The following is a 19,211-nucleotide window of genomic DNA, read 5'->3' on the forward strand; positions in this document are numbered from 1 at the left end:
GCTGCTCGGCTTCCACGATCTGCGCACCGCGCCGCGCGGTCCAGGGGGCGCCGGCGGGCGGGGGCCGGAGCGGGCATCCGGCCGCGCGCGGCCTGCAGCATCGACGAGTTCCGCGCCGAAGCGCCGACTGTCTCCGTCGTGTCGTCTCGACATGTCGCACTGGCGTCGTCCTGAGGATCGACGTGGATGCGGCGCGTCCCGGTTCCGGTGTCGGAGACAACCGATCGGCCGGCGCACACCGGGCGCGTCGTCGACGCGATCAAGCCAACCGGGCTTCCGGCGGGGACGCACGGTCGCGGCGTCTCCCGCCGGTTCCTGCCTCGTCACCGACGATCAGGACCCGCTGGGAGGTGTCTGCGATGCGGCTGCCGCCGGCGGCGGCATCGCTGCCGCGGCGGTGGCCCGATGACTACCGTCGTCGGCAGTGACCGAGGGAAGCCCGGTGGGGCGGACCCGTGGCCGCCTGAAGCTGGGTACGGCCAGCAGTGCGAAGCCGAGGGCCGCCGCTATGAGATGGCCGACGGTGGTGAAGTCCGGCAGCGGTCCACTCCAATCGGCGCCGCCGAGGGGCCAGGCGAGGACGAACAAGGCCCAGGGCAGGCGGGCGCGGCGGGACAGTACCGGCGTGCCGATCGCCAGTACCGTCTGGGCTCCGTAACTGACCCCGTAGTCCAGGGCGTGACGTACGTCCACGGGATACCAGCCGTTACGGACCGCGACGGCGATGACCGCAGCGGTGAGCAGGGTGGCCCCGACATGCCCGCCGAGGAACACGGCCGCGGAACGCCGCTTCCCCCACCGGCCCTCCGCCACGGCCAAAAAGCAGCAGACACCGAGGCCCAAGGTGATGAAGGTCCCCGCGAATTCGGTCGAGGCGACATCCGTGAGCGTGCCGTCGAAGAACAGCGCGCTGCCGAGCAGCGCGGACAGCGGATGATCCTGCAGGTTGTCCAGGTTGGTGCTGACATGGCCCAGCACGGCGGCCGCCCGGTCGGCGGACAGTCCGTGACCGATCCAGACGTGAACGGCCAGGAGCAGGCAGACGTAGGCGAAGGTGAGCGGTGCGCGGCGCGGGTAGGCCCGCGCCGCGCGCAGAAGTCTGCCCGCAGGGCCCCACGGTGACTGAGAGTTCATACTGCGGCATTCTCCAGGTCGAGGCGAGCGCGGGAAACGACGGGTGGCGCCTGGCCGTCCGGCCGGTTCGCGCCACCGGCCCTCGTCCGGCCGGGAGTTCGACGCCGGCCACCCTCGCGCTCCGGTGCCGTGACCGGGTGGAAGCCGCTGCCCGAGTAGCGGCCAGCCGCCCACCCCGATCGGATGGCGCTCCCCGCCAACTGAACCAGCGCCGTGGAGTGCGGCGCGGCGTGAGGCGTGAGGCGTGAGGCGTGAGGCGTGAGGCGTGAGGCGTGAGGCGTGAGGCGTGAGGCGTACGCGAACGACCGGAACAGCCCCGACACGCTGATCGCGGTGTTCGCCGCCTCCAACAGGATCGAGGCCGACAAGGATCCGGCCGAGTGGCTGCCCTCTTACGGCTCGCCCCACAGGCGGGTGACCATGATGGCCCGCGGGTGCGGGGGACGACCAGCTCGGCCACCCGGGCGGGGTCGATGCTGCCGTCCCCTCCGCGGGTTTGCCCGCCCGCCGCGGCCCGGAGTCACGCCGCGTACTGGTGGGCCGGGTAGGTCAGGTAGCCCGTGTCGCCGCCTTGGAAGTACGTGGCCTCGTCGACGGGGGCGAGGGGAAGACCGCCGCGCAGTCGTTCGACCAGGTCGGGGTTGGCGAGGAAGGCCCGGCCGAAGCTGATGAGGTCCGCGCCCAGGCCGAGCCAGTGGTCGGCGTCCTCCCTCCCGGTCTGCTTGGGGCCCATCGGAAACACCGGGTTCATCACGAGCGTGCCCTGCCAGGCACGGCGCAGGGCGACGAGCGTGGCTTCGTCGCTGGTGGCTTCGAGGTGTACGTACGCGAGCCCAAGGGGGTCCAGTTCGGCGAGCAGCGCGGTGTAGAGGTCACGGACTTCGCTCTCCTCCACTCCCCAGAAGGTCCCGCCCGGTGAGAGCCGGAGGCCGGTCCTCTCCACGCCGACGGCCTCGACGGTGGCGGCGACGGCCTCGACGGCGAACCTGATGCGGTTGGCGATCGTGCCTCCGTAGCGGTCCGTGCGCCGGTTGGCGTTGGATGACAGGAACTGTGAGATCAGGTAGCCGTTGGCGCCGTGCAGTTCCACTCCGTCGAAGCCCGCGTCCACGGCGCGGCGGGCGGCCACGGCGTAGGACCGCGCGTGTTCGGGCACTTCGGTGGTCTCCAACGCCCGCGGCATCGGGGCGGGCTGCGGGCCGGTGGGGGTGAACACGTCGCCGACGGCGGGGACCGCGGACGGACCGACGGGCTGGAGGCCGGTGGTGTCGGGGTGCGAGACGCGGCCTCCGTGCATGATCTGGGCGAAGATTCGCCCTCCGTTGGCGTGGACGGCGGCGGTCACGGGGCGCCATGCCTCGACCTGTTCGTCGGTGTGCAGTCCCGGTGTACCCGGATTGGACTGCCCGATCAGGCTCGGCTGCACCCCTTCGCTCACGATCAGTCCGGCCGTGGCCCGCTGGGCGTAGTAGGTCGCCATGGAAGGGGTCGCCAGGCCGCCGGCGGCGGCGCGGACGCGGGACATCGGGGCCATGACCATCCGGTTGGGCAGCGTGAGGCCGCCGAGTTGGTAACTGGTGAACAGACTCGTCATGCCTGCACTCCTTCGCAGTTGTCGTGCCCGCGGTTCGGGAACAGCAGCTACGCTAAAACCTCACATCGATGTCAGAGGCAAGGGTCTACGACACGAATCTTCGCCGGGAGGGCCACATGCGGATCGGGGAACTCGCATCACGCGCCGGAGTCAGCGTCCGGTCCGTGCGCTACTACGAGGAGCAGGGGCTGCTCACGAGTACGCGCAGTGCCAGCGGGCAGCGGCACTACACGGACGCCGAGATCGAGCGGATCGCCTTCATCCAGCGGATGTACACCGCGGGCCTGTCCAGTCGCACCATCACCGAGCTGATGCCCTGCATCGATGCGCCCAGTGAAGAGCACTCCGACGCCGCGCTGGAGCGGATGGCGCTGGAGCGCGAGCGGCTCTCCGCGCACATCGCCGAACTTCTGCGGACCAGGGACACTCTGGACGCGCTGATGGCCACGGCCCGGGCACACCAAGAGCAGATGAGGGCCGCAGGAGCAGGTTCGGACTGGCAGCCCCCGGCCTCCTGCCGGCCAACGCACCCTTCCGGACAGGGGAAGGGCTCGTGGACCACGCGGCCGTCCAGAGCGAAGACGCCGGTGCGGGACTGAAGCCACTCTCACTCCTTCGCTCCTTCACTCCTTGGCCACATCGGTGATCCACGGACACCAGCGTCCCCACCGGGCCCCGCAGACCTGGTGGGTTCAGGGCGTGCCCGATGAATGCGCTCGGCCGCGGACGTGGTGTCGGCGGCCGAGCGGCTCCGCGCGGTGGACGAGGCCGCTCCGGGCCCCACGGCAGCTCGTCTGATGCGGTCACGTCGCATCAACGGCCGTGTGGTCCACGGTCCCCGGGCCACGGCCGCTGCGCAGACCCTGTGCCGGGCCCGCACCGAACCCGCCAACGGCCCACGCCCGCCGTAGTGGACCTGCGGTGAGTGACGCGACGGCGCACGGCCGGGCGGGCACCTGTCGGAAGGCGGGCCGCCGACGAGTCGGGGCCCGTGTGCGCGGGTCCGCACCTCGTCAAGGTGCGGGAACGGATCGGGTCGTCGTCGGGCCTCCGCGACTCCGCTTCCTGGGGGATCAGCCGGTACAGGTGATTGAGAAGGGCACCGGGTTGGAGAGGGTGCGGGTGGGGCTCTGGAGTTCCACGGCCATGCCGGTGGTGAGGGTGCCCGCCTTCGTGTAGGTGGTCAGGCGTACGGTGTCGTGGCCCGTCGGGTTGGCCTTGTCGCCGATGGACAGGGTGCGCCAGTGCGGATCCACCACCGAGCCGTCACCGGACACCCAACGGTAGGAGATCAGTGTCGGTTCGGATGCGGTGAACGTCGCGGTGAACGCCGGGGCCCGGCCCTCGGGCGTCGGGCAGTTGCCGGTGTACGTCGTGTTCGCGCCCGCCACCGACATCCGTACGCCCGAACCGGTGGCGGTGTCCCCGTCGTTGCCGGACAGCGCGTAGGTCAGTCCACCCGCGGTCAGTGCGCAGGCCGCCACGCCGGCCGCGACGAGGAGCACCGTACGAGGCCTGCGGGGCCGGTCGGAGGTCGCACTCGCCTCGGCGGCTTCGATTCGGGCGGGCCCCTCGGTCACGGGTTCCGAGGTGCTGTCGGGCGCGGTCGTTGCCTCGGGCGCGGGCGTGGTGTCGGGCGCGGGCGCGGCGGTGCGTGCGGGCGTGAGCGTGGCGGTGCTTGCGGGCGTGGGCGTGGCGGTGTGTGCGGGCGCGGGCGCGGCGGTGCGTGCGGGTGTGGCGCTGTGTGCGGGCGCGGGCGTGGCGGTGCGTGCGGGTGTGGCGCTGTGTGCGGGCGCGGGCGTGGCGGTGTGTGCGGGTGTGGCGGTGGCTTCGTCCGTGGCGGTCGGGGGCGCCGCGGTGGCGGTTTCCGCCGTGGGGGCGGGTGTCGTGGCGGTCGGCAGGATGGGGGCGGCGGTCGTCGTGGCGTCGGGCTCGTGGGCGATGTCCCGTAGGGCCATGGCGGCTTCGGCGGCGGGGGTGCGTTCGGCGGGGTCCTTGCGGAGCAACCCGGCGATGACCGGGGCGAGTGGGCCGGCGCGGGTCGGCACCGGCGGTTCCTCGTCCACGACTGCCCGCAAGGTGCTCAGCGCGGTGGCCTGCCTGAACGGGGAGATGCCCTCCACCGCCGCGTACAGCATGACGCCGAGCGACCACAGGTCCGACTCGGGGCCCGAGGGGCGGCCCAGCGCCCGCTCCGGTGGCAGGTACTCGGGGGAGCCGACGAGCTCGCCGGTCATGGTCAGCGCGGTGCTGCCCTCGACCACGGCGATGCCGAAGTCGCTGAGCACCACCCGTCCGTCTGCGGCGAGCAGCACGTTCGCCGGCTTGACGTCGCGGTGCTCCACCCCGACGGCGTGCGCGGCCCGCAGCGCGCTCAACACGTCGGCGGCCATGCGTGCGGCGTGCCGCGGGGTGAGCGGCCCCTCGTCGCGAAGGAGTTCGGCCAGCGATCGGCCTTGGACCAGTTCCATCACGATCCAGGGCCGATCGTCCTCCATGACCACGTCGTGGACGGTGATCACGTTGCGGTCGGGTATCCGGGCCGCCGCCCACGCCTCACGTTCCAGCCGGCTGTACATCCGCGCGATGTCCTCGGCCCGCAGACCGGCCGGGGCCCGCACCTCCTTGACGGCGACCTCCCGGTGGAGAGTCTCGTCGCGGGCCCGCCACACGGTGCCCATGCCTCCTTCGCCGAGGCGGGACAGCAGCCGGTAGCGGCCCGCGATCAGCCGCTCCCCAGCCGCCGGAACCGGTACGGGTGTGGCAGCGGTGGCGGCCGTGCCTCGGGTGGTGGCTCCGGTGGTGGACGCGATCGTGGCCTCGGTGGTGGCCTCGGTGGTGACCGTATCCGGCCTGGTCGCCGCAGCGGTGGCCGCGGTGGTGGCCGCGAGCGCGGTCTCCATCCCGGTCTCGGTTTCCTCGATGTGCATGGGGGCGGTTCTCCTCTTGTCGCCGGCCGACGCGAACACCACGTACGGAACGGGCCCCTGGTTCAGCGGGACTCAAAAGATTCCAAGAAAATGATTGAACCGAACACGTTCTCGATGACGTGTTGCTGTCGTACGAGCAATCAGCAGCGTCATTTCAAGGGGTGTGCAGTGCCATCGGTCATCGTCGGGCGCACGGGTCCGTTCACCGGACAGAGCGTGGTTCTGGGCAGCGAGCCCCTCAGCTTCGGGCGCAAGAGCGACAACAGCATCGTGATCGTCAGCCCCAACGCCTCCCGGCTGCACGCCGAGGTCCTCACGGAGGACGCCGGGTTCGTCCTGTACGACCGGGAGAGCCGGAACGGCACGTTCGTCAACGACCAGCGGATCACCCGTCATGTCCTGCGTCCGAACGACTGCGTCCGCATCGGTGATGAAACGTTTCTGTATGAGGCGCAGGACGCCATGGAGACGGTCATGGACCTCTCCCTTCTGGACGTCCCCCGGGCAGGCACCGCGGACCCGGGCATGCTGCGGGTCACCATCACCGGCGGTGGTCCGGTGGGCCTCGCCTTCGCGCTGGCCCTCGATGAGATGCTGCCCGGGCGGACCGCCATCACCCTCTACGACGGGCGCTGGACCAGAAAGGGTTCCTCGGTCGTCTGGAAGGACGAGACACAGGGCAACTTCCGCCGCCAACAGGTGGTGACCGTCCAGAGCCGGCAGTACCTCGCCCTGTCCGAGGAGGTGCTCTCCGCACTGTTCGACGACGGCGGCGCCTACTCCGAGATGTGGCCGGTCGGCCCGGACTCGGTCGACGGCCGGCCGCCCCGCAACATCCGGATCGCCCACATCGAGGACCGGCTGTTGGAACTGGCCAACCGAAGGGCGGCGATCCGACTCGTTGCCCGGCGTTTCGACGTGACGGAGCAGCAGAACCGGCTCACGCAGGAGCACGTCCTGGTGGTCTGCGAAGGCGGCCGCTCCCGCACGCGCGAGCACTACGCCGACCGCTTCGGCGCGGCCGACGCCTCGATCTACTCCCTCGACGGCGAGCACCTCCAGGACGTCGTCCTGGGGCTGCGGGTGAAGTCGAGGCTGCCGGACCCGATGAGCGTGCTGCTCACCGTGTCGCAGAACCGCTTCCTGCTCAACTCGCTGCGCGGCGAGGGCTTCCTGAACATGCGGCTGACGCGGGACGAGGCCAAGAGCGTCATCGGCATCGATCCGATACGCCACGTCTTCGAGGAATGCATCGCCGCCCGACCCTGCCTGATGAGCCGGCAGGAGGAGGACAACGAGTTCCGCTGCCCCACCCACGGCACCCTCTTCCTCCCCGCCCTGCTGCGCGGTTCGCCGCTGTGGAAGGAGATCCGGCAGGGCCTCAGCCTGTTCGGGGTGGCCGAGGACGACCTGTCGGCGATCACCTCGTTCCGGCTGGACATGGTGCAGCGCCCGCGATTCACCGCACAGTTGCACCGGCCCACGGCGACCAGCCCCGGCACCTACGGCTTCCTGCTGGGCGACGCGGCCAACGCCATCCACTTCTGGCCGGGCCGCGGCCTCAACAGCGGCCTCGCCTCGGCCACGTCACTGGCCCGGTCGCTCAGCCGCGCCTGGCAGGGAAAGCCGCTGCGGGACGCCGACTTCATCCGACACGAGGCGGCGATGTCGATGCTCCAGTACCGGCACAAGAGCCGAGCCTGGAACGCCATGGTGACCACGGACGACCAGGGTGTCACCCGTGCCATCAGGGACATCATCGCGCGCAGCGCGGGGGCGGAGGCCGGGGCCGGGGCCGGGGCCGGTTCCCGCACCGCGGACGGGAGCGACCTGGAGGCGCTGCTGGACCGGATGGCCGGGATCCGCGACCGGCTGGGGTCCCGGCTGCCGGGTTTGCCCACCGACGACGAACTCCGCTCCCACCTCGCGTCCATCTCCCCGGCCACCCTGCGCACCCTGCGGGAGAGCGGCGCCTGGGACACGCTGATCGTCGGCGGTGAGGAGGCCGACATCGACCTCTTCTACCAGTCGGACTCCCCCGTCTTCGTGCCCCGCCCGGCGGACCCGCGCAGCCTCGTACAGCAGCCGCACGCCTGAGGGGGAGGTGCGGAAGGTCCGCCTCGGGCAGGTGGGAGCGTCGCAGGCGGATCGGGAGGGGCTGATCGGCGCCACCCGACGGGCCGCCAGAACCAGCGGACGTCGGTCACCGAAGGATCCGCGAACGCCCCGTCGAGCACGGGGGCCTCGTCGAGCGCGAGCGCCGCGCCCAGCGCGGGGGCCCCGTCGAGCGCGGTGAGGCGAGGGCCCCGCTCGCCGGTGTGGGCGGCGAGCGGGGTCGGGCGGCGGAGCAAGGGCGATCACCTTCGGGTCGGCCGCGGGGTCCGCGTCGCTGGTGTCGTTGCTCGAGGAGTGGGAGACGCGGGAGGCGGTGCGCATCCGACTGCTGCCCGTCGCGGGCTCTCAACGCCCTCTGACACCGGGTGTGACGGCCGACGAACGCCTCCTCGACGCCACCACTGGCTGCCGCTCCTTCGCCTGCTGCCCGGCTGTCCGCCTGCCCGGCTGCCCGGCTGCCCGGCTGCCCGGCTGTCCGGCTGTCCGGCTGTCCGCTCAATCGTCAAAGTCCTCGTCGGTGACCGCCTCGAGGAGTCCATGGCCATCCCTGAGCACGACCATGACGAGGTCGTGCCCGCTGTCGGGATGGACGGCGAAGCCAATGCCGAGCAGACCCCCGATGGCGGTCCTGTGGTCCAGCACCGGCTGCCACGGCTCCGGGACCGGGACCGGGACCGCGACCGGGACAGGGACAGGGACAGGGACAGGGACAGGGACCGCGACCGCGACCGCGACCGCGACCGCGACCGCGACCGGCATGACGGTGGCGGCAATGTAGCGCTCGCGCAGCTTCTGCGGGTACTCCGTGATCAACTCGTCTCCTCGGGGCTCTCTGCGTCGAGAGTCAAGACCACGAACGATCTCAAGGTGACAGGAGCCGGTGCACCTTCGGTGACGGCAATCCTGCTCACGCCGCCTGGGAGGGCGGGGTCGGGACACCTGTCAGGTGCCACGTTCCGTGCTCAGCTTTGCCGTTCAACCTCGGCGCGAGATGAGCCGGGCGAGTGTCTCTGTGGGCCGGCAGAGCCATGCGAGAAGCGGGCTCATGACCACGAACCAGTGGACACTGATTCGGCCCTGCTCCTTGTCCAGGATCGCCGGGGCCTCATCCCGGTAGACGTAGCGGAGGTAGCGGCGGCGGACCGGCGCTCCAGCCATCAGCAGCACTGGTGAGGCGACAAGGATGGCCAACGGGACCAGGACTTTCGCGGCGGTGAGCTTCGCCTTCTCCTCGTATCGCATGCGCTCAGCCTGTCGTCTAACCTCAACTCCTTGAAGGGGTGGGTATGGATCAGGCGGTCTTCGAGTCCATCAGGTACTCGGCTGGGTGCCAGGACTGCGGTGCGGAGTCGGAGTGCTGGGGCGTCCAAGCCCTGGTCCACGGCTCCTTGCGCTGGGACACCGAGTCCAGGTGTTCAGCCTGCGGGTTTGCGATGGCTGACTGCGGCGGTGATCTGCCTTCCGAACTACGGATACGGCTGCTCTCCGAGCGGGGGCCGGCCCGCCTCCAGGTGGATCCATCAGCGAGGAACGCTGCGATCATGCGGGTTCTGCGGGCAGAACTTGGCATAGGTCTGGTGGAAGTCAAGACCCTGCTGAGGGAGGTCTTGGCGGGAGCCCACTTGGGCACGATGCCTGAGATGGAGTTCCTGGCCCGCAAGCTGCGGGCGTCCGGCGTCGATGCTGTTGCCGCGCGGCCGTAGAAACCCTGAGCCGGCTATTCGGCCGCTTCTCCGGAGTTTCGTGCCGACCTTGTGGTGTGCTGGGCGGGTGTACGCCTCGCCGGTGGCAAGGACGGCTCCGCTTTGTGAGTGAGGCCGCGATTGATCCGGCTTGAAGCTGCTCCGGGTTCCGGTCTGTTCCGGCCCCGGGACTCGGCCGTCGGCGCCCTAAAGCCTGGCGACGCGGACGCCACCAGCTGTCAGACTTCGCGCCATGACCCGATCTGACCTGACAGAGACAGAACACCTGAGAGAGATTGAGAGACTTGCCCGAGAGGTCCGGTCCGCCGCTCTTCGGGAGGGATGGCTTTCCTATGCCCCAGACCCTGAGAACGCGACCGGTCTGCAGCGGTCTGTGAACGCGCTTGCCCGGGCTCTGCGGCACTACCATTTTCCTGGAGACGGCTGCGTCGAGGAGGACCGGGCCCTGGTCGAGTTGGCGGGTGTGGTGGTCATCCGGCCGGGAATCATGCCGTCCGAGCTGAACGAGACGTATGAGCAGGCTTGCCTGCGCATAGGTGTGGAGCCCCGTGAGGAAGGATGGGCTCTGTGGAACACCTGGGGTAAGGGGCAGGCCCGCATCACCATGGTCGTATCCGCTGTGAACACCACCGAGGGACTGCTCGCGAACTGGTCGCGAGGCGTGGACATCCATCCGGTCCTTCCCCTGCCCTCGCAGGTCGCGCTGGTCAAGCAGGGCTGGTACGGACCCATGACTCTGTCTCCGCTCTCCGCGAAGAAGGTCGGATTCCCAGGATCGGAGTAGGGCTTGATCCCTTTGGCGAGCACGAGAGCGCCGGGCTCGGCCATGAGTGGTTCTTCTGTTGTTCGGCCTTGGTCTGTGCGAGGCGGTGGGACTCGGTTCCGGTCTCGATGATGGTGCCGTTGAAGGTGAGCCGGTCGACGATGGCCGCGGCCGCCCAGAGCCGCGGATCGGTGAACGTCCTGGTCCAGCCTCCGAACGATACGTTGGAGGCGATGGCCACGCTGTTCTTCTCCTCCCTCTCCGTCAGAATTTGGAACGGCATCTCGGCGCCGCGCCGGTCAAGCTCGAGGTAGCCCAGCTCATAGATGCAAAGCAGATCGACGCGTCCGAAGCGGGCGATCGTCTTGGACAGTTGCTTCTCGTCGGCGCCGGTCGCGATCCTCGCACTCGGACATCAGCGGCTCGGCCAGAAACCCTCGGTGGGAAAGGCGTTCGCGTTCGGCGCGGGCGACCAGGGCGGGAAACCGGGCTGGCATGGTGGGCAGCCGCAAGACTCGGCAGGCGGTGTCGATCGCCGCGTCGGGGGCGGTCTCGGTCAGGTTGTGGTGCAGGCCGGTCATGGCGCGTCCTTCCTGGAGCGGTTCAGCAGCTGGTCCCAGCGATCGAGAGCGGGCAGGGGACGCTGGTCGGTGGGGAGGCGGACGGCCCGGCAGGCATCCAGACTGACCACCTCACTGGGCTCCGGCCCGGCCCGGGCAGGACCGGTGCCGGTCCCGAACGAGCCGTGTGGACGAGCTGTGTGGACAAGCCGTGTGGACGAGCTGTGTGGACGAGCTGTGTGGTGACCTCGGCGTCGCCTTCGGCCTTCTTCGCCGCCGACGAGTGAAGCCTGAGCGAGGTGCTGCGCCGGTCCAGCCCGGGTGGGTTGGACCGGGGCGCATGCTGGATCTGGGCGGCACCGCGTCTGTGGTCACACTGTCTTTGTCGCGCCTCCGTCGATGATGTGGTCCGCTCCGGTGGTGCTGCCGGCGAGGGGCGAGGCGAGGTAGGCGACAAGGGCGGCGACCTCGTCGGGGTTTACGAGCCTGCCGGTGACCATGCCCATGGCGGTGGGGAGATGGGCCAGGAGCTGTTCGTGTTCCAGGCCCATCGACTTGGCCAGCTCGGCTCCGTAGCCGTCGGGGCTTTCCCACATGTCCGTACGGACGGGCCCAGGCGAGACGGTGTTGACGCGCACGCCCTGGGGGCCGAACTCCTCGGCCAGCGCCTTGCCGAACGCGGTCAGTGCAGCCTTGGCGGTGGTGTAGGTGACAGGGCCCGCGTGGGGGGTCCTGGCTCCGTTGGAGGAGATGTTGACGATGGCGCCGCGGCTGTTGGTGAGGTGAGGCAGCGCGGCCCGGGTAGTGCGGACCGAGGCGAGGAAATTCAGGTCGAACGCGTCGTACCACTGCTGATCAGTGAAGGTGAGGAAGCCGCCCGTCTGGCCCTCCCCGGCGTCGCCGCCTCCGACGTTGTTGACCAGGAGATCCAGCCCGCCGAGCTCGGCTTCGGCCTGAGCGACGAGCAGGGCAGGGGCGTCGGCTTTCGAAAGGTCCACGGACACGCCGATCGCGCCGGTGGCCTTGAGCTCCGGTGTGATCGTCCGTGCCGCGGCCACCACCCGCATGCCCTCACTCACCAGTGCGGAGACGATGGCCAAGCCGATCCCCCGGCTCGCGCCGGTCACGACAGCGGCCTTGTCGGTCAGTTGCAGGTCCATGGAGCACCCCTATCCAGAGATGAGTCTTACTCGACGCAACAACCCTAGAACTTGCAACATTGATGTCGCAAGTTACGGATGAATGGCGACTATCCCGTACTCTTCTCGGAGAGTCGGGAGAGGGAGCCTCGTGGATCGGAAGAGTCAGCAGCGGCCACTGCGTGCGGACGCGGAGCGGACCGTGAAGGCAATCCTGGAGGCTGCCGAGCGTGTCCTCAGCTCCAATCCGGCGGCCACGATGGAGCAGATCGCGGAGGCGGCGGGCGTCGCTCGGACGACCGTGCACCGCCGGTTCAGCAGCCGCGAGTCCCTGGTGGACGCTCTGACAGCCTGGGCAACGCGGCAGTTCCACGAAGCCGTGACGAGTGCCCATCCCGACAGCGCTCCACCACTGATCGCCCTCTACCAAGCGACCGCCAACGTCCTCCGGGTCAAGATCGGGTGGGGGTTCGCAATGAGCAGGACCACACCGGAGGACCCCGACGTGGCACGAGCACATGCCGATGTGCTCGATCAGTGCGACCGCCTGTTCCAGCGCGCACTGGAAGCCGGTGTGCTACGCCCTGACACTGACCTGGCGTGGGCTCGCCGCGTCTATTACGCCCTCATTCACGAAGCCGCCCGGAATCGTTCGGACGAAGCCGACAATGTCGATGAACTGGCAACCCTCGTGGTCGACACATTGTTGCGTGGCCTGGGTCGGCAGGGCAGTTCCCTCAGCCCGTGACGAGTTCTGGAGGAGTTGCTTCGACCACCTGCCGGCTGCGGTGGCCGAGTACGACCGGCTGATGGCTCAGATCATCGCCGAGGGGTGATCGCTCAGCCGAGCGATGCGACTCCCGCCTCGCCGTGACTGGCTTGGGCTCGCATCCGCTCGGCCTGCGCATCACCGGGCCCGGGGGCGGGGTGCAGGCTCCGGCGTTCACGGCCAGGAACCCCACCGGAAGGCTTGGTGCCGGCTGTACGTGCTCGCCGCCACGAACCGTGCTCGCCTCGGCAACCTGACCGACGCCCGCCAACCTGGACGCCGGCGTCACCCACCTGACCGACGCCCCGGAAAGCGACCCGGCCGACCATGGGTGGCACCTGGCCAGGCGTGTTGGAACTACGGGAGACGTATCGCGGTCCGGACGATGTCGGCGACGGCTCTGGACCGACTGTGCGGTGGCCAGGCGATCACGGTGGTGACTTTCGGCGCGTCCAGCACGGGCACGGCGGCGAGGTCACCGTGCAGTTGGGCTCGGCACGACTCCGGTGAGACCGCGCAGGCACGGCCGAGCGCGACGAGCTGCAACAACTGCGCGTGGTCGCGGACCCGCGGGCCGGGGCCGGGCGGGTAGGTGCCGTCCGGGTTGGGCCAGCGTGGCAGGGGCAGGCCTGGCAGCCCCGTGATGTCAGCCATGTGCACATGGGCCCGAACGGTGAGCGGATGCCCGGCCGGCAGGACCACCACCTGGCCTTCCGTGCTGAGCTCTTCGGTGTGGAGCCCGGCCGTCGAGTCGAACGGACGGTGCAGCAGCGCCACGTCGGCCCGGCCCTCGCGCAGCAGTCGTTCCTGCTCGGCCGGGCCGCACAGGATGACGTCGACGGGGACCGCGCCGGGTTCGGCGGCGTACGCGTCGAGCAGTTTCGCCAGCAGTTCTCTGGACGCGCTGGCCTTCGTGACCAGGACCAGGCCGGGCCGGCCGGCCGCGGCAAGGGCAGCGCGGCGGGTCCGGCGCTCGGCGGCGTCGACCGCGTCGAGGGCCGCCTGACCCTCGGCCAGCAGCACCGAGCCGGCCTCGGTCAGCGTGACGGTGCGGCTGGTCCGATCCAGCAGGGTTGCCCCGAGCCGGCGTTCGAGCTGCTGGATCGCCCGTGACAGGGGCGGCTGTGCGATCCCGAGCCGCTGCGCGGCGCGCCCGAAGTGCAGCTCTTCAGCGACAGCGACGAAATATCGCAGTTCCCGGGTCTCCATGCCGCCAAGGTACTCCGGATCAATACCTTGCCGGTATCGCTGCACACCCGATCGGTCTTGGACCCCGGCCGGGGTCGGAGAGCAGCATGGTGCCCATGAGTGAGCGAACGATTGCGCTGGTCACCGGCGCGAACAAGGGAATCGGCTACGAGATCGCCATGGGCCTGGGCGCCCTCGGCTGGAGCGTCGGAGTCGGCGCTCGCGACGATCAGCGCCGTGAGGTGGCGGTGGAGAGACTGCGTGCGGCCGGCGTCGACGCGTTCGGCGTACCGCTGGACGTGACCGACGACGCGAGCGTGACCGCAGCCGCACGGCTGATCGAGGAACAGGCCGGGCGCCTCGATGTGCTCGTCAACAACGCCGGCATCGCCGGCGGCATGCCGCAGGAGCCCACCCGGGTCGATCCCACCACCATCCGTACGGTCGTGGAGACCAACGTGATCGGCGTCATCCGCGTCACCAACGCGATGATGCCGCTGCTGCGTCGCTCCCCCTCACCGCGGATCGTCAACATGTCCAGCAGCGTCGGCTCCCTCACCCGGCAGTCAGGAACCACTGCTGAGCAGACGACGGGTCCGATCGCCGTGGCGTACGCGCCGTCGAAGACGTTCCTGAACGCCGTCACCCTCCAGTACGCCCGGGAGCTGAGCGGCACGAACATCCTGATCAACGCCGGCTGCCCCGGCTACGTCGCGACCGACCTCAACGGCTTCCACGGCGTACGCACCCCCGAACAAGGCGCGGCGATCGCCATCAAACTCGCGACCCTGCCCGACGACGGCCCGAGCGGCCAGTTCTTCGAGGACGCCGGCGTAGTGCCCTGGTGATGTGCACGGCGGTCTCACCCGCCGGGGTGAGGCCGCTTGGCCGGCGCCTGTCGCACAGGTTCATCGACTGCGGCGGTGGCCCGGTCGACGCTCCGGTGCCCGGGGCAACGCTCCACGCCGCTACTGGTTCCAACACGGATGGCAATGACCAGCGTTCAGCCCTCGCCGAACTCGGCATCGCCTGGACCCGGTAGGACGTGCCGGCTGTCACAAGCCGTTTCGTCGGTTCCACGACGAGATGTACTTCGCGTAGATCACGTTTCCGATTCCCGCCGTGCAGAAGAACAGAACCACGTGCAGGCCGGCCGACTGCCGCCGCCTCCCTCCGTAGCGGCTGTACGCCGTGGCGGATGCCACCACGGAGTTGTTGATGATGATCGGAGGTCCCTGGTAGCCCACGCCCTGTCCCTCCTGCGGAGACTGCGCGTACGGCTGATGGGGCTGCTGAGAGTGCACTGACTTCCTCATCACTCGGGGCGCGGCCACCCAAACGATGCCGCCTCTGGAGTAACTCCTCACGGGCCGATTCGGCACGGCGGAAAGCAACCCTGGTCCATCGCCACGATCGCCTGACCTCCTCCACGCCCGTACCAGGGTTGGCCGTGTCACTCGCCGGCGACGCCGTCACCCTCGCGGTCCGGTGCCTTCCGAAGGCGGCGTCTCCCCCGGTGGATCGGACGCCACCGGCATCCCTGACGGCAGTGCAGTTCGGGTATCCGGGTGCCCGTCACGTCCAGATCTGCCGTCGTCGAGGCCCTGGACGAGGCCCTCACCTACCGGGGCCGCCGCACCATCGCGGAGCTCGTCCTCCAGGGCACCGACCGACTACCGCTGAGATTCGTACTCACCTCACGGCACGACGCCCGCGTCACCGCGGCCGTGGAGAGCCTGGCCGACGCCGTCGTCATCGACCTCGTCGACGACGCACCGGAACCCGCCGCCGACCTCCTCTCCTACGCCCGCCGCCAGTTGCGCACGACGCGGCTCACCGAACCGGAGAGGGAGGCACTCGCGAACAGCCTGGCCGCCGGAGGAGCGGGCAACTACCTCTACGTACAGCGCCGGCTCCTCCACCCATGTCCGGTATCAGGGCGAGGGTCCTCTGCGCGAGGTAGGGAGCGTCCGCCGCCTCAGGCTTCACCGTGACACGCCTTGAGCACAGGTGTGTGCCGGGCGGCTGGTGGGCTGCCCGGCACACGATCATCGCGGGTTCGGCTGCCGTCCGTTCACGGGCGGCGGGCCGTAACCCGTTCAGCGGCGGCGGCCCCAGGTGTCGGTGTCGACGGTGCGGCCTCGGTCGTCGCGGAGGGTGGCGGTGTCGCCTCGGTTGCCCCAGATGTACTCCCGCTTGCCCTGGAAGACGTCGGTGCGGGAGTCGCGGCCGACGCCGGTGTGGACGCGGATGGTGGCGCGGCCGGCGATGCGGATGTCGTGGAAGCGGTAGCGGTTGCCGTCGGCGTCGCGCAGGGTCCAGCCGCGGAGGTTGACGGGCTGGCGGGTGGTGTTGCGGATTTCGACCCACTCGTTGTTCAGGGAGCGGTTGGAGTGGTCGTCGCGTCCGGGGCTGTCGGCCTGGACCCGGCTGATCTCCACCCGCGGCTGCTGGTGGCCCCGGTCCGCGGCCGTCGCGGGCAGCGCGGCGGCCGAGACGATGGCGCCGGCGGCGAGGACGGTCGCGGCGACACGACGAACGTTCGACGAAGCAGACATAAGGTGATGCCCCCTCAAGAACAGGAGTCCACCCGCCGATACGAATCACGTACCGGATGCGGGTGCCCGGCCCGCGGTTGAGCCGAGGACCACACTCTCGACCCGCCCCCCCGACCCACCGCAGCCCCCGACGAGGCCGGTTACCGACCACGGACATTTCCGTCACCCTCACCTGCGCAGTACACACAATCCACGTGATCGTGCCCCTGACATTCACTGAGCGTTGCACCCACCCGGCGCGCACACGGAACAGGCGATCATCGCGCACCGGCGCACCACCGGGCGCACTCAACCACCCCACCACCCAACCGGAGCACAGAATTCCGTAACAATCGTTCTGCACGATTCTTCGCACAGAAGAGCGGAACTGGCAGACCAGGGCGAAAGTTCGTGCGCTCGCAGTTGGGGGTTGTCGCCCATGGGGTACCAGGAGCACGGCGGCTGTGGCCGCGACACCGGTTGAGCACCATTCCGAACGGGACTTCTTGGCACTCTGCGTGCGCCGGGTGCGACTCGCAGTCGGTGGACGGTCGAGCCGTTTCAGCGGCGGCCGCTCCGCGAGGAACGGGCTCAGCCACGACATGCCGTCATGTCCGCACGGTCATCGGCGGATGCGACAGCCGCCTCAGCCGGCTGCCTCCAAGCCGACCGTCACCGAGAACGGACCGGGGGAGATGAAATCCTCGCTTCCTCCGCGCTCGCTGTCGCAGCACTTGCCCTGGCCGCCGTTCCCGCCTCAGCCGGTGGCGGCAAGGGCGCCACCGGGCATGACAGCTCGTTGCCGTTACGCGCCTTGAAGCCCAGCCAGGTGCAGGCGCAGGCGCAGTGCCACAGGACGTTCGGCGAGCGGCCGTCGCGTAGTAGCCCTGCGCCGCGGCAACCATGGCCATGAGTTGGTGGGCCGGCGAGGTGAGGCCGTCGTGCGGGCGATGGCGATGATCGCCACGCGCAAGAACCGTCCGGCCTGGTTTCGATCAAGGGATGACCAGCGTGCTCAGAGATCGGGGCGGTCGATCCGACCATGGGCCCGCCTGTGACGTCGGTCTCTTTCATGGTCCTGACAAGGCGCTTCGCCCCTTCGTGGGTAATGCCCCTTGGCGAACCTGAAGCCTTACAGGCACTCAGAGTGACGATCCATGATCGCTCCAGAACCACGACCTCCCCCATAAGTGGGGTGTGCGCAGGGGCGGTTGATCGGCGCTGTATCGCATGGCGAGAATTCGGAGTCACCGCGTCCGCCACCTCGCGCCGCGGCGACGGGAGGATCTACGGGTGCCGGGGCGATCCCGGGGTACCAACCCGGGACCGTCGCCCCGACGTGCTGCGCCAGACCGGCCAAGGTTCAACGTCAGCGACGTCAATGTAACGGATTTTACCAGCCGGTAACTCCCGCCTTCTGGGGAATTTGCGAACCAAACGCCCAGGAACCCATTATTTCTGGGGTTTATGAGAAGCGGGCAACGGTCGATCGCCATCGAGCTTTGGGTAGAGCTTCTAGCCTGGATAGCAGCGTCATGGGTGCTGCCGCTCTGAGTTATCGTCTTTGGTTACTGCAGGGCCGCCTTTGTTCGCCGGACGACCAATCCGACGCACGCCCTGTCTGCGCCAGACCGGCCAATGTTCAACAAAAGAGAGTGCAATGGGAACCTTTTTGCTTGCGGCTGTCGTGATCTTCGGAATCACTGCAGCTCTCATCGCCTTCACCGTGAAGGTGCTGTCCTCGACGCCCGCCCGAATCGCGGTCGTCGTGGGCTCGTTCGTGGCTGTGCTGTTCACCCTCCCGCCCATCCTGGAGGCACTGCACCCGGAAGGGGCGGCGCCTCCCCCCGCGGCCCCGGTCACAAGCGGGGTGCAGCGGTAATGGCGTTCTGGAAACCCAACGAACCGCTCCAACTCGGCTCGACCTTCCACGACATCAACGTCTCCACCGGGAGGATCGTGCGCCGACCCGGTTCGGCCAAGCGCCTGAGCTCGGTCTTCGACCTCAACCCGTTCCTACGCGAACTCCCCCAGGACCTGCGCCAGAACCTGCGGGAGACCATGCGAACATCGCGTGCCTACAGCCGCGGCACCAACCTGCGCGGGGTGGGCGTGGGCGGCACGGTCCACATCGTGCTCAGCGGGTGCGTACGGGAGTGCACGGCCGCCCCTGCCTCCACCGTGCGCATTCTCGGCGCGGGAGCGGTCCTGGGGTGTACCGAGGTGTTCGACGAGAGGATCCCGGCACCCCTGACCACCTGCCTGACCGAAACCTGGACCCTGTGCCTCCCGCTGGAGCGCCTGCGCGCGATGGCGGAGGCGAACTCCGCTCTGCTCAAGGCGATCGGAGTGTCCGTCACCGACCGCATGGAGGCGAGCGAGCGCATCTACAACCGCCTCGCCTACAAGTCGGAGCAGCGCCTCGCCGGCCTCCTCACGCACCTGTTGATGCACTGCGCCGTCCCGGGGAAACGGCACGACTTCATGATCGAGGGGCCTTCGCAGCACGACTTGGCCGCCGCGCTCAGTCTGAGCATCGGCTCGGTCGAGGCGGCCATGGCATCGCTGAAGAAGAGCAACATCGTGGTCACCGGCTACCGCTCGTACGAGTTCCCGTCGGTCCGACGCCTGCTTGAGGCCAGCCACATCAAGTTCCCGCCCGGCTCCCTCGCGGGAACCCTCACATCCATCCAGCCCCAATAGCCACACAGGCAGACTAGATATATGCGCAGGATCGACACAGAAGCCGGTCCTGCGCATTATCAGTGCACCACGCACT

16 protein-coding genes and 3 pseudogenes are annotated in these 19,211 nt (G+C 69.4%); 8 read left to right on the top strand and 11 right to left on the bottom strand.

Annotated features, from left to right (window positions below; all coding sequences use genetic code 11):
• Positions 1-333: 333 nt before the first annotated feature.
• Positions 334-1,134, bottom strand: a complete 801-nt coding sequence (locus ACFYW3_RS34995; RefSeq protein WP_389388471.1) for a rhomboid-like protein — start codon at positions 1,132-1,134, stop codon at positions 334-336.
• 520 nt (positions 1,135-1,654) lie between these two features.
• Positions 1,655-2,728: an alkene reductase gene (locus tag ACFYW3_RS35000; protein WP_389388472.1), complete on the bottom strand. Its 1,074-nt coding sequence runs from the start codon at positions 2,726-2,728 to the stop codon at positions 1,655-1,657.
• A gap of 116 nt (positions 2,729-2,844) precedes the next feature.
• Here ACFYW3_RS35000 and ACFYW3_RS35005 point away from each other — a divergent pair.
• Positions 2,845-3,216: pseudogene (locus ACFYW3_RS35005) on the top strand (MerR family transcriptional regulator); the annotation flags it as partial.
• 585 nt (positions 3,217-3,801) lie between these two features.
• Here the strand turns inward: ACFYW3_RS35005 and ACFYW3_RS35010 are convergent.
• Positions 3,802-5,409 (bottom strand): protein kinase, encoded by a 1,608-nt coding sequence (locus tag ACFYW3_RS35010; protein ID WP_389388506.1) that lies wholly within the window; start codon positions 5,407-5,409, stop codon positions 3,802-3,804.
• A gap of 417 nt (positions 5,410-5,826) precedes the next feature.
• On the opposite strand from ACFYW3_RS35010, the gene ACFYW3_RS35015 reads away from it, so the two are divergent.
• Positions 5,827-7,755 (top strand): FHA domain-containing protein, encoded by a 1,929-nt coding sequence (locus tag ACFYW3_RS35015; protein ID WP_389388473.1) that lies wholly within the window; start codon positions 5,827-5,829, stop codon positions 7,753-7,755.
• Between the two features lie 528 nt (positions 7,756-8,283).
• Here ACFYW3_RS35015 and ACFYW3_RS35020 read toward each other — a convergent pair.
• Positions 8,284-8,586 (bottom strand): annotated as a pseudogene (locus tag ACFYW3_RS35020) (hypothetical protein); the annotation flags it as partial.
• A gap of 162 nt (positions 8,587-8,748) precedes the next feature.
• On the bottom strand, positions 8,749-9,015 hold the full coding sequence (locus tag ACFYW3_RS35025; protein WP_389388474.1) for a hypothetical protein: 267 nt from the start codon (positions 9,013-9,015) through the stop codon (positions 8,749-8,751).
• Positions 9,016-9,059: 44 nt separating this feature from the next.
• Here ACFYW3_RS35025 and ACFYW3_RS35030 point away from each other — a divergent pair, with 44 nt between their 5' ends.
• The gene (locus ACFYW3_RS35030; protein ID WP_389388475.1) at positions 9,060-9,476 is read left to right on the top strand and encodes a hypothetical protein; all 417 of its coding nucleotides are present in this window, start codon (positions 9,060-9,062) and stop codon (positions 9,474-9,476) included.
• Between the two features lie 373 nt (positions 9,477-9,849).
• Complete coding sequence (locus ACFYW3_RS35035; RefSeq protein ID WP_389388476.1) at positions 9,850-10,260, top strand: hypothetical protein; 411 nt, start codon at positions 9,850-9,852, stop codon at positions 10,258-10,260.
• Between the two features lie 55 nt (positions 10,261-10,315).
• Here ACFYW3_RS35035 and ACFYW3_RS35040 read toward each other — a convergent pair.
• Both ACFYW3_RS35040 and ACFYW3_RS35045 read right to left on the bottom strand, forming a co-directional pair.
• Positions 10,316-10,820, bottom strand: a pseudogene (locus tag ACFYW3_RS35040) (ATP-binding protein); the annotation flags it as partial.
• Positions 10,821-11,170: 350 nt separating this feature from the next.
• Positions 11,171-11,959 carry an SDR family oxidoreductase gene (locus ACFYW3_RS35045; protein ID WP_351755852.1) on the bottom strand — a complete coding sequence of 263 codons (789 nt, stop codon included), beginning with the start codon at positions 11,957-11,959 and terminating at the stop codon, positions 11,171-11,173.
• A 181-nt stretch (positions 11,960-12,140) separates the two neighbouring features.
• On the opposite strand from ACFYW3_RS35045, the gene ACFYW3_RS35050 reads away from it, so the two are divergent.
• Positions 12,141-12,686 (top strand): TetR/AcrR family transcriptional regulator, encoded by a 546-nt coding sequence (locus ACFYW3_RS35050; RefSeq protein WP_389388477.1) that lies wholly within the window; start codon positions 12,141-12,143, stop codon positions 12,684-12,686.
• 378 nt (positions 12,687-13,064) lie between these two features.
• Here the strand turns inward: ACFYW3_RS35050 and ACFYW3_RS35055 are convergent, their stop codons facing one another.
• Positions 13,065-13,916, bottom strand: coding sequence for a LysR family transcriptional regulator (locus ACFYW3_RS35055; RefSeq protein WP_389388478.1), 852 nt, complete (start codon positions 13,914-13,916; stop codon positions 13,065-13,067).
• A 95-nt stretch (positions 13,917-14,011) separates the two neighbouring features.
• On the opposite strand from ACFYW3_RS35055, the gene ACFYW3_RS35060 reads away from it, so the two are divergent.
• Positions 14,012-14,743, top strand: coding sequence for an SDR family oxidoreductase (locus ACFYW3_RS35060; RefSeq protein ID WP_389388479.1), 732 nt, complete (start codon positions 14,012-14,014; stop codon positions 14,741-14,743).
• Between the two features lie 207 nt (positions 14,744-14,950).
• On the opposite strand, the gene ACFYW3_RS35065 is transcribed toward ACFYW3_RS35060, so the two are convergent.
• Positions 14,951-15,142, bottom strand: a complete 192-nt coding sequence (locus ACFYW3_RS35065) for a hypothetical protein (RefSeq protein WP_389388480.1) — start codon at positions 15,140-15,142, stop codon at positions 14,951-14,953.
• Between the two features lie 321 nt (positions 15,143-15,463).
• Between ACFYW3_RS35065 and ACFYW3_RS35070 the strand changes: the two genes are divergently transcribed.
• Positions 15,464-15,889 (top strand): hypothetical protein, encoded by a 426-nt coding sequence (locus ACFYW3_RS35070; RefSeq protein ID WP_389388481.1) that lies wholly within the window; start codon positions 15,464-15,466, stop codon positions 15,887-15,889.
• A 105-nt stretch (positions 15,890-15,994) separates the two neighbouring features.
• On the opposite strand, the gene ACFYW3_RS35075 is transcribed toward ACFYW3_RS35070, so the two are convergent.
• Positions 15,995-16,453 (bottom strand): lamin tail domain-containing protein, encoded by a 459-nt coding sequence (locus ACFYW3_RS35075; RefSeq protein WP_351751877.1) that lies wholly within the window; start codon positions 16,451-16,453, stop codon positions 15,995-15,997.
• Positions 16,454-17,965: 1,512 nt separating this feature from the next.
• Positions 17,966-18,229 carry a hypothetical protein gene (locus ACFYW3_RS35080; RefSeq protein ID WP_351751879.1) on the bottom strand — a complete coding sequence of 88 codons (264 nt, stop codon included), beginning with the start codon at positions 18,227-18,229 and terminating at the stop codon, positions 17,966-17,968.
• An 84-nt stretch (positions 18,230-18,313) separates the two neighbouring features.
• Between ACFYW3_RS35080 and ACFYW3_RS35085 the strand changes: the two genes are divergently transcribed.
• Positions 18,314-19,135: a Crp/Fnr family transcriptional regulator gene (locus tag ACFYW3_RS35085; RefSeq protein WP_351751881.1), complete on the top strand. Its 822-nt coding sequence runs from the start codon at positions 18,314-18,316 to the stop codon at positions 19,133-19,135.
• Positions 19,136-19,211 lie beyond the last annotated feature (76 nt).

Source organism: Streptomyces sp. NPDC002602, assembly GCF_042889445.1.
GTDB lineage: Bacteria > Actinomycetota > Actinomycetes > Streptomycetales > Streptomycetaceae > Streptomyces.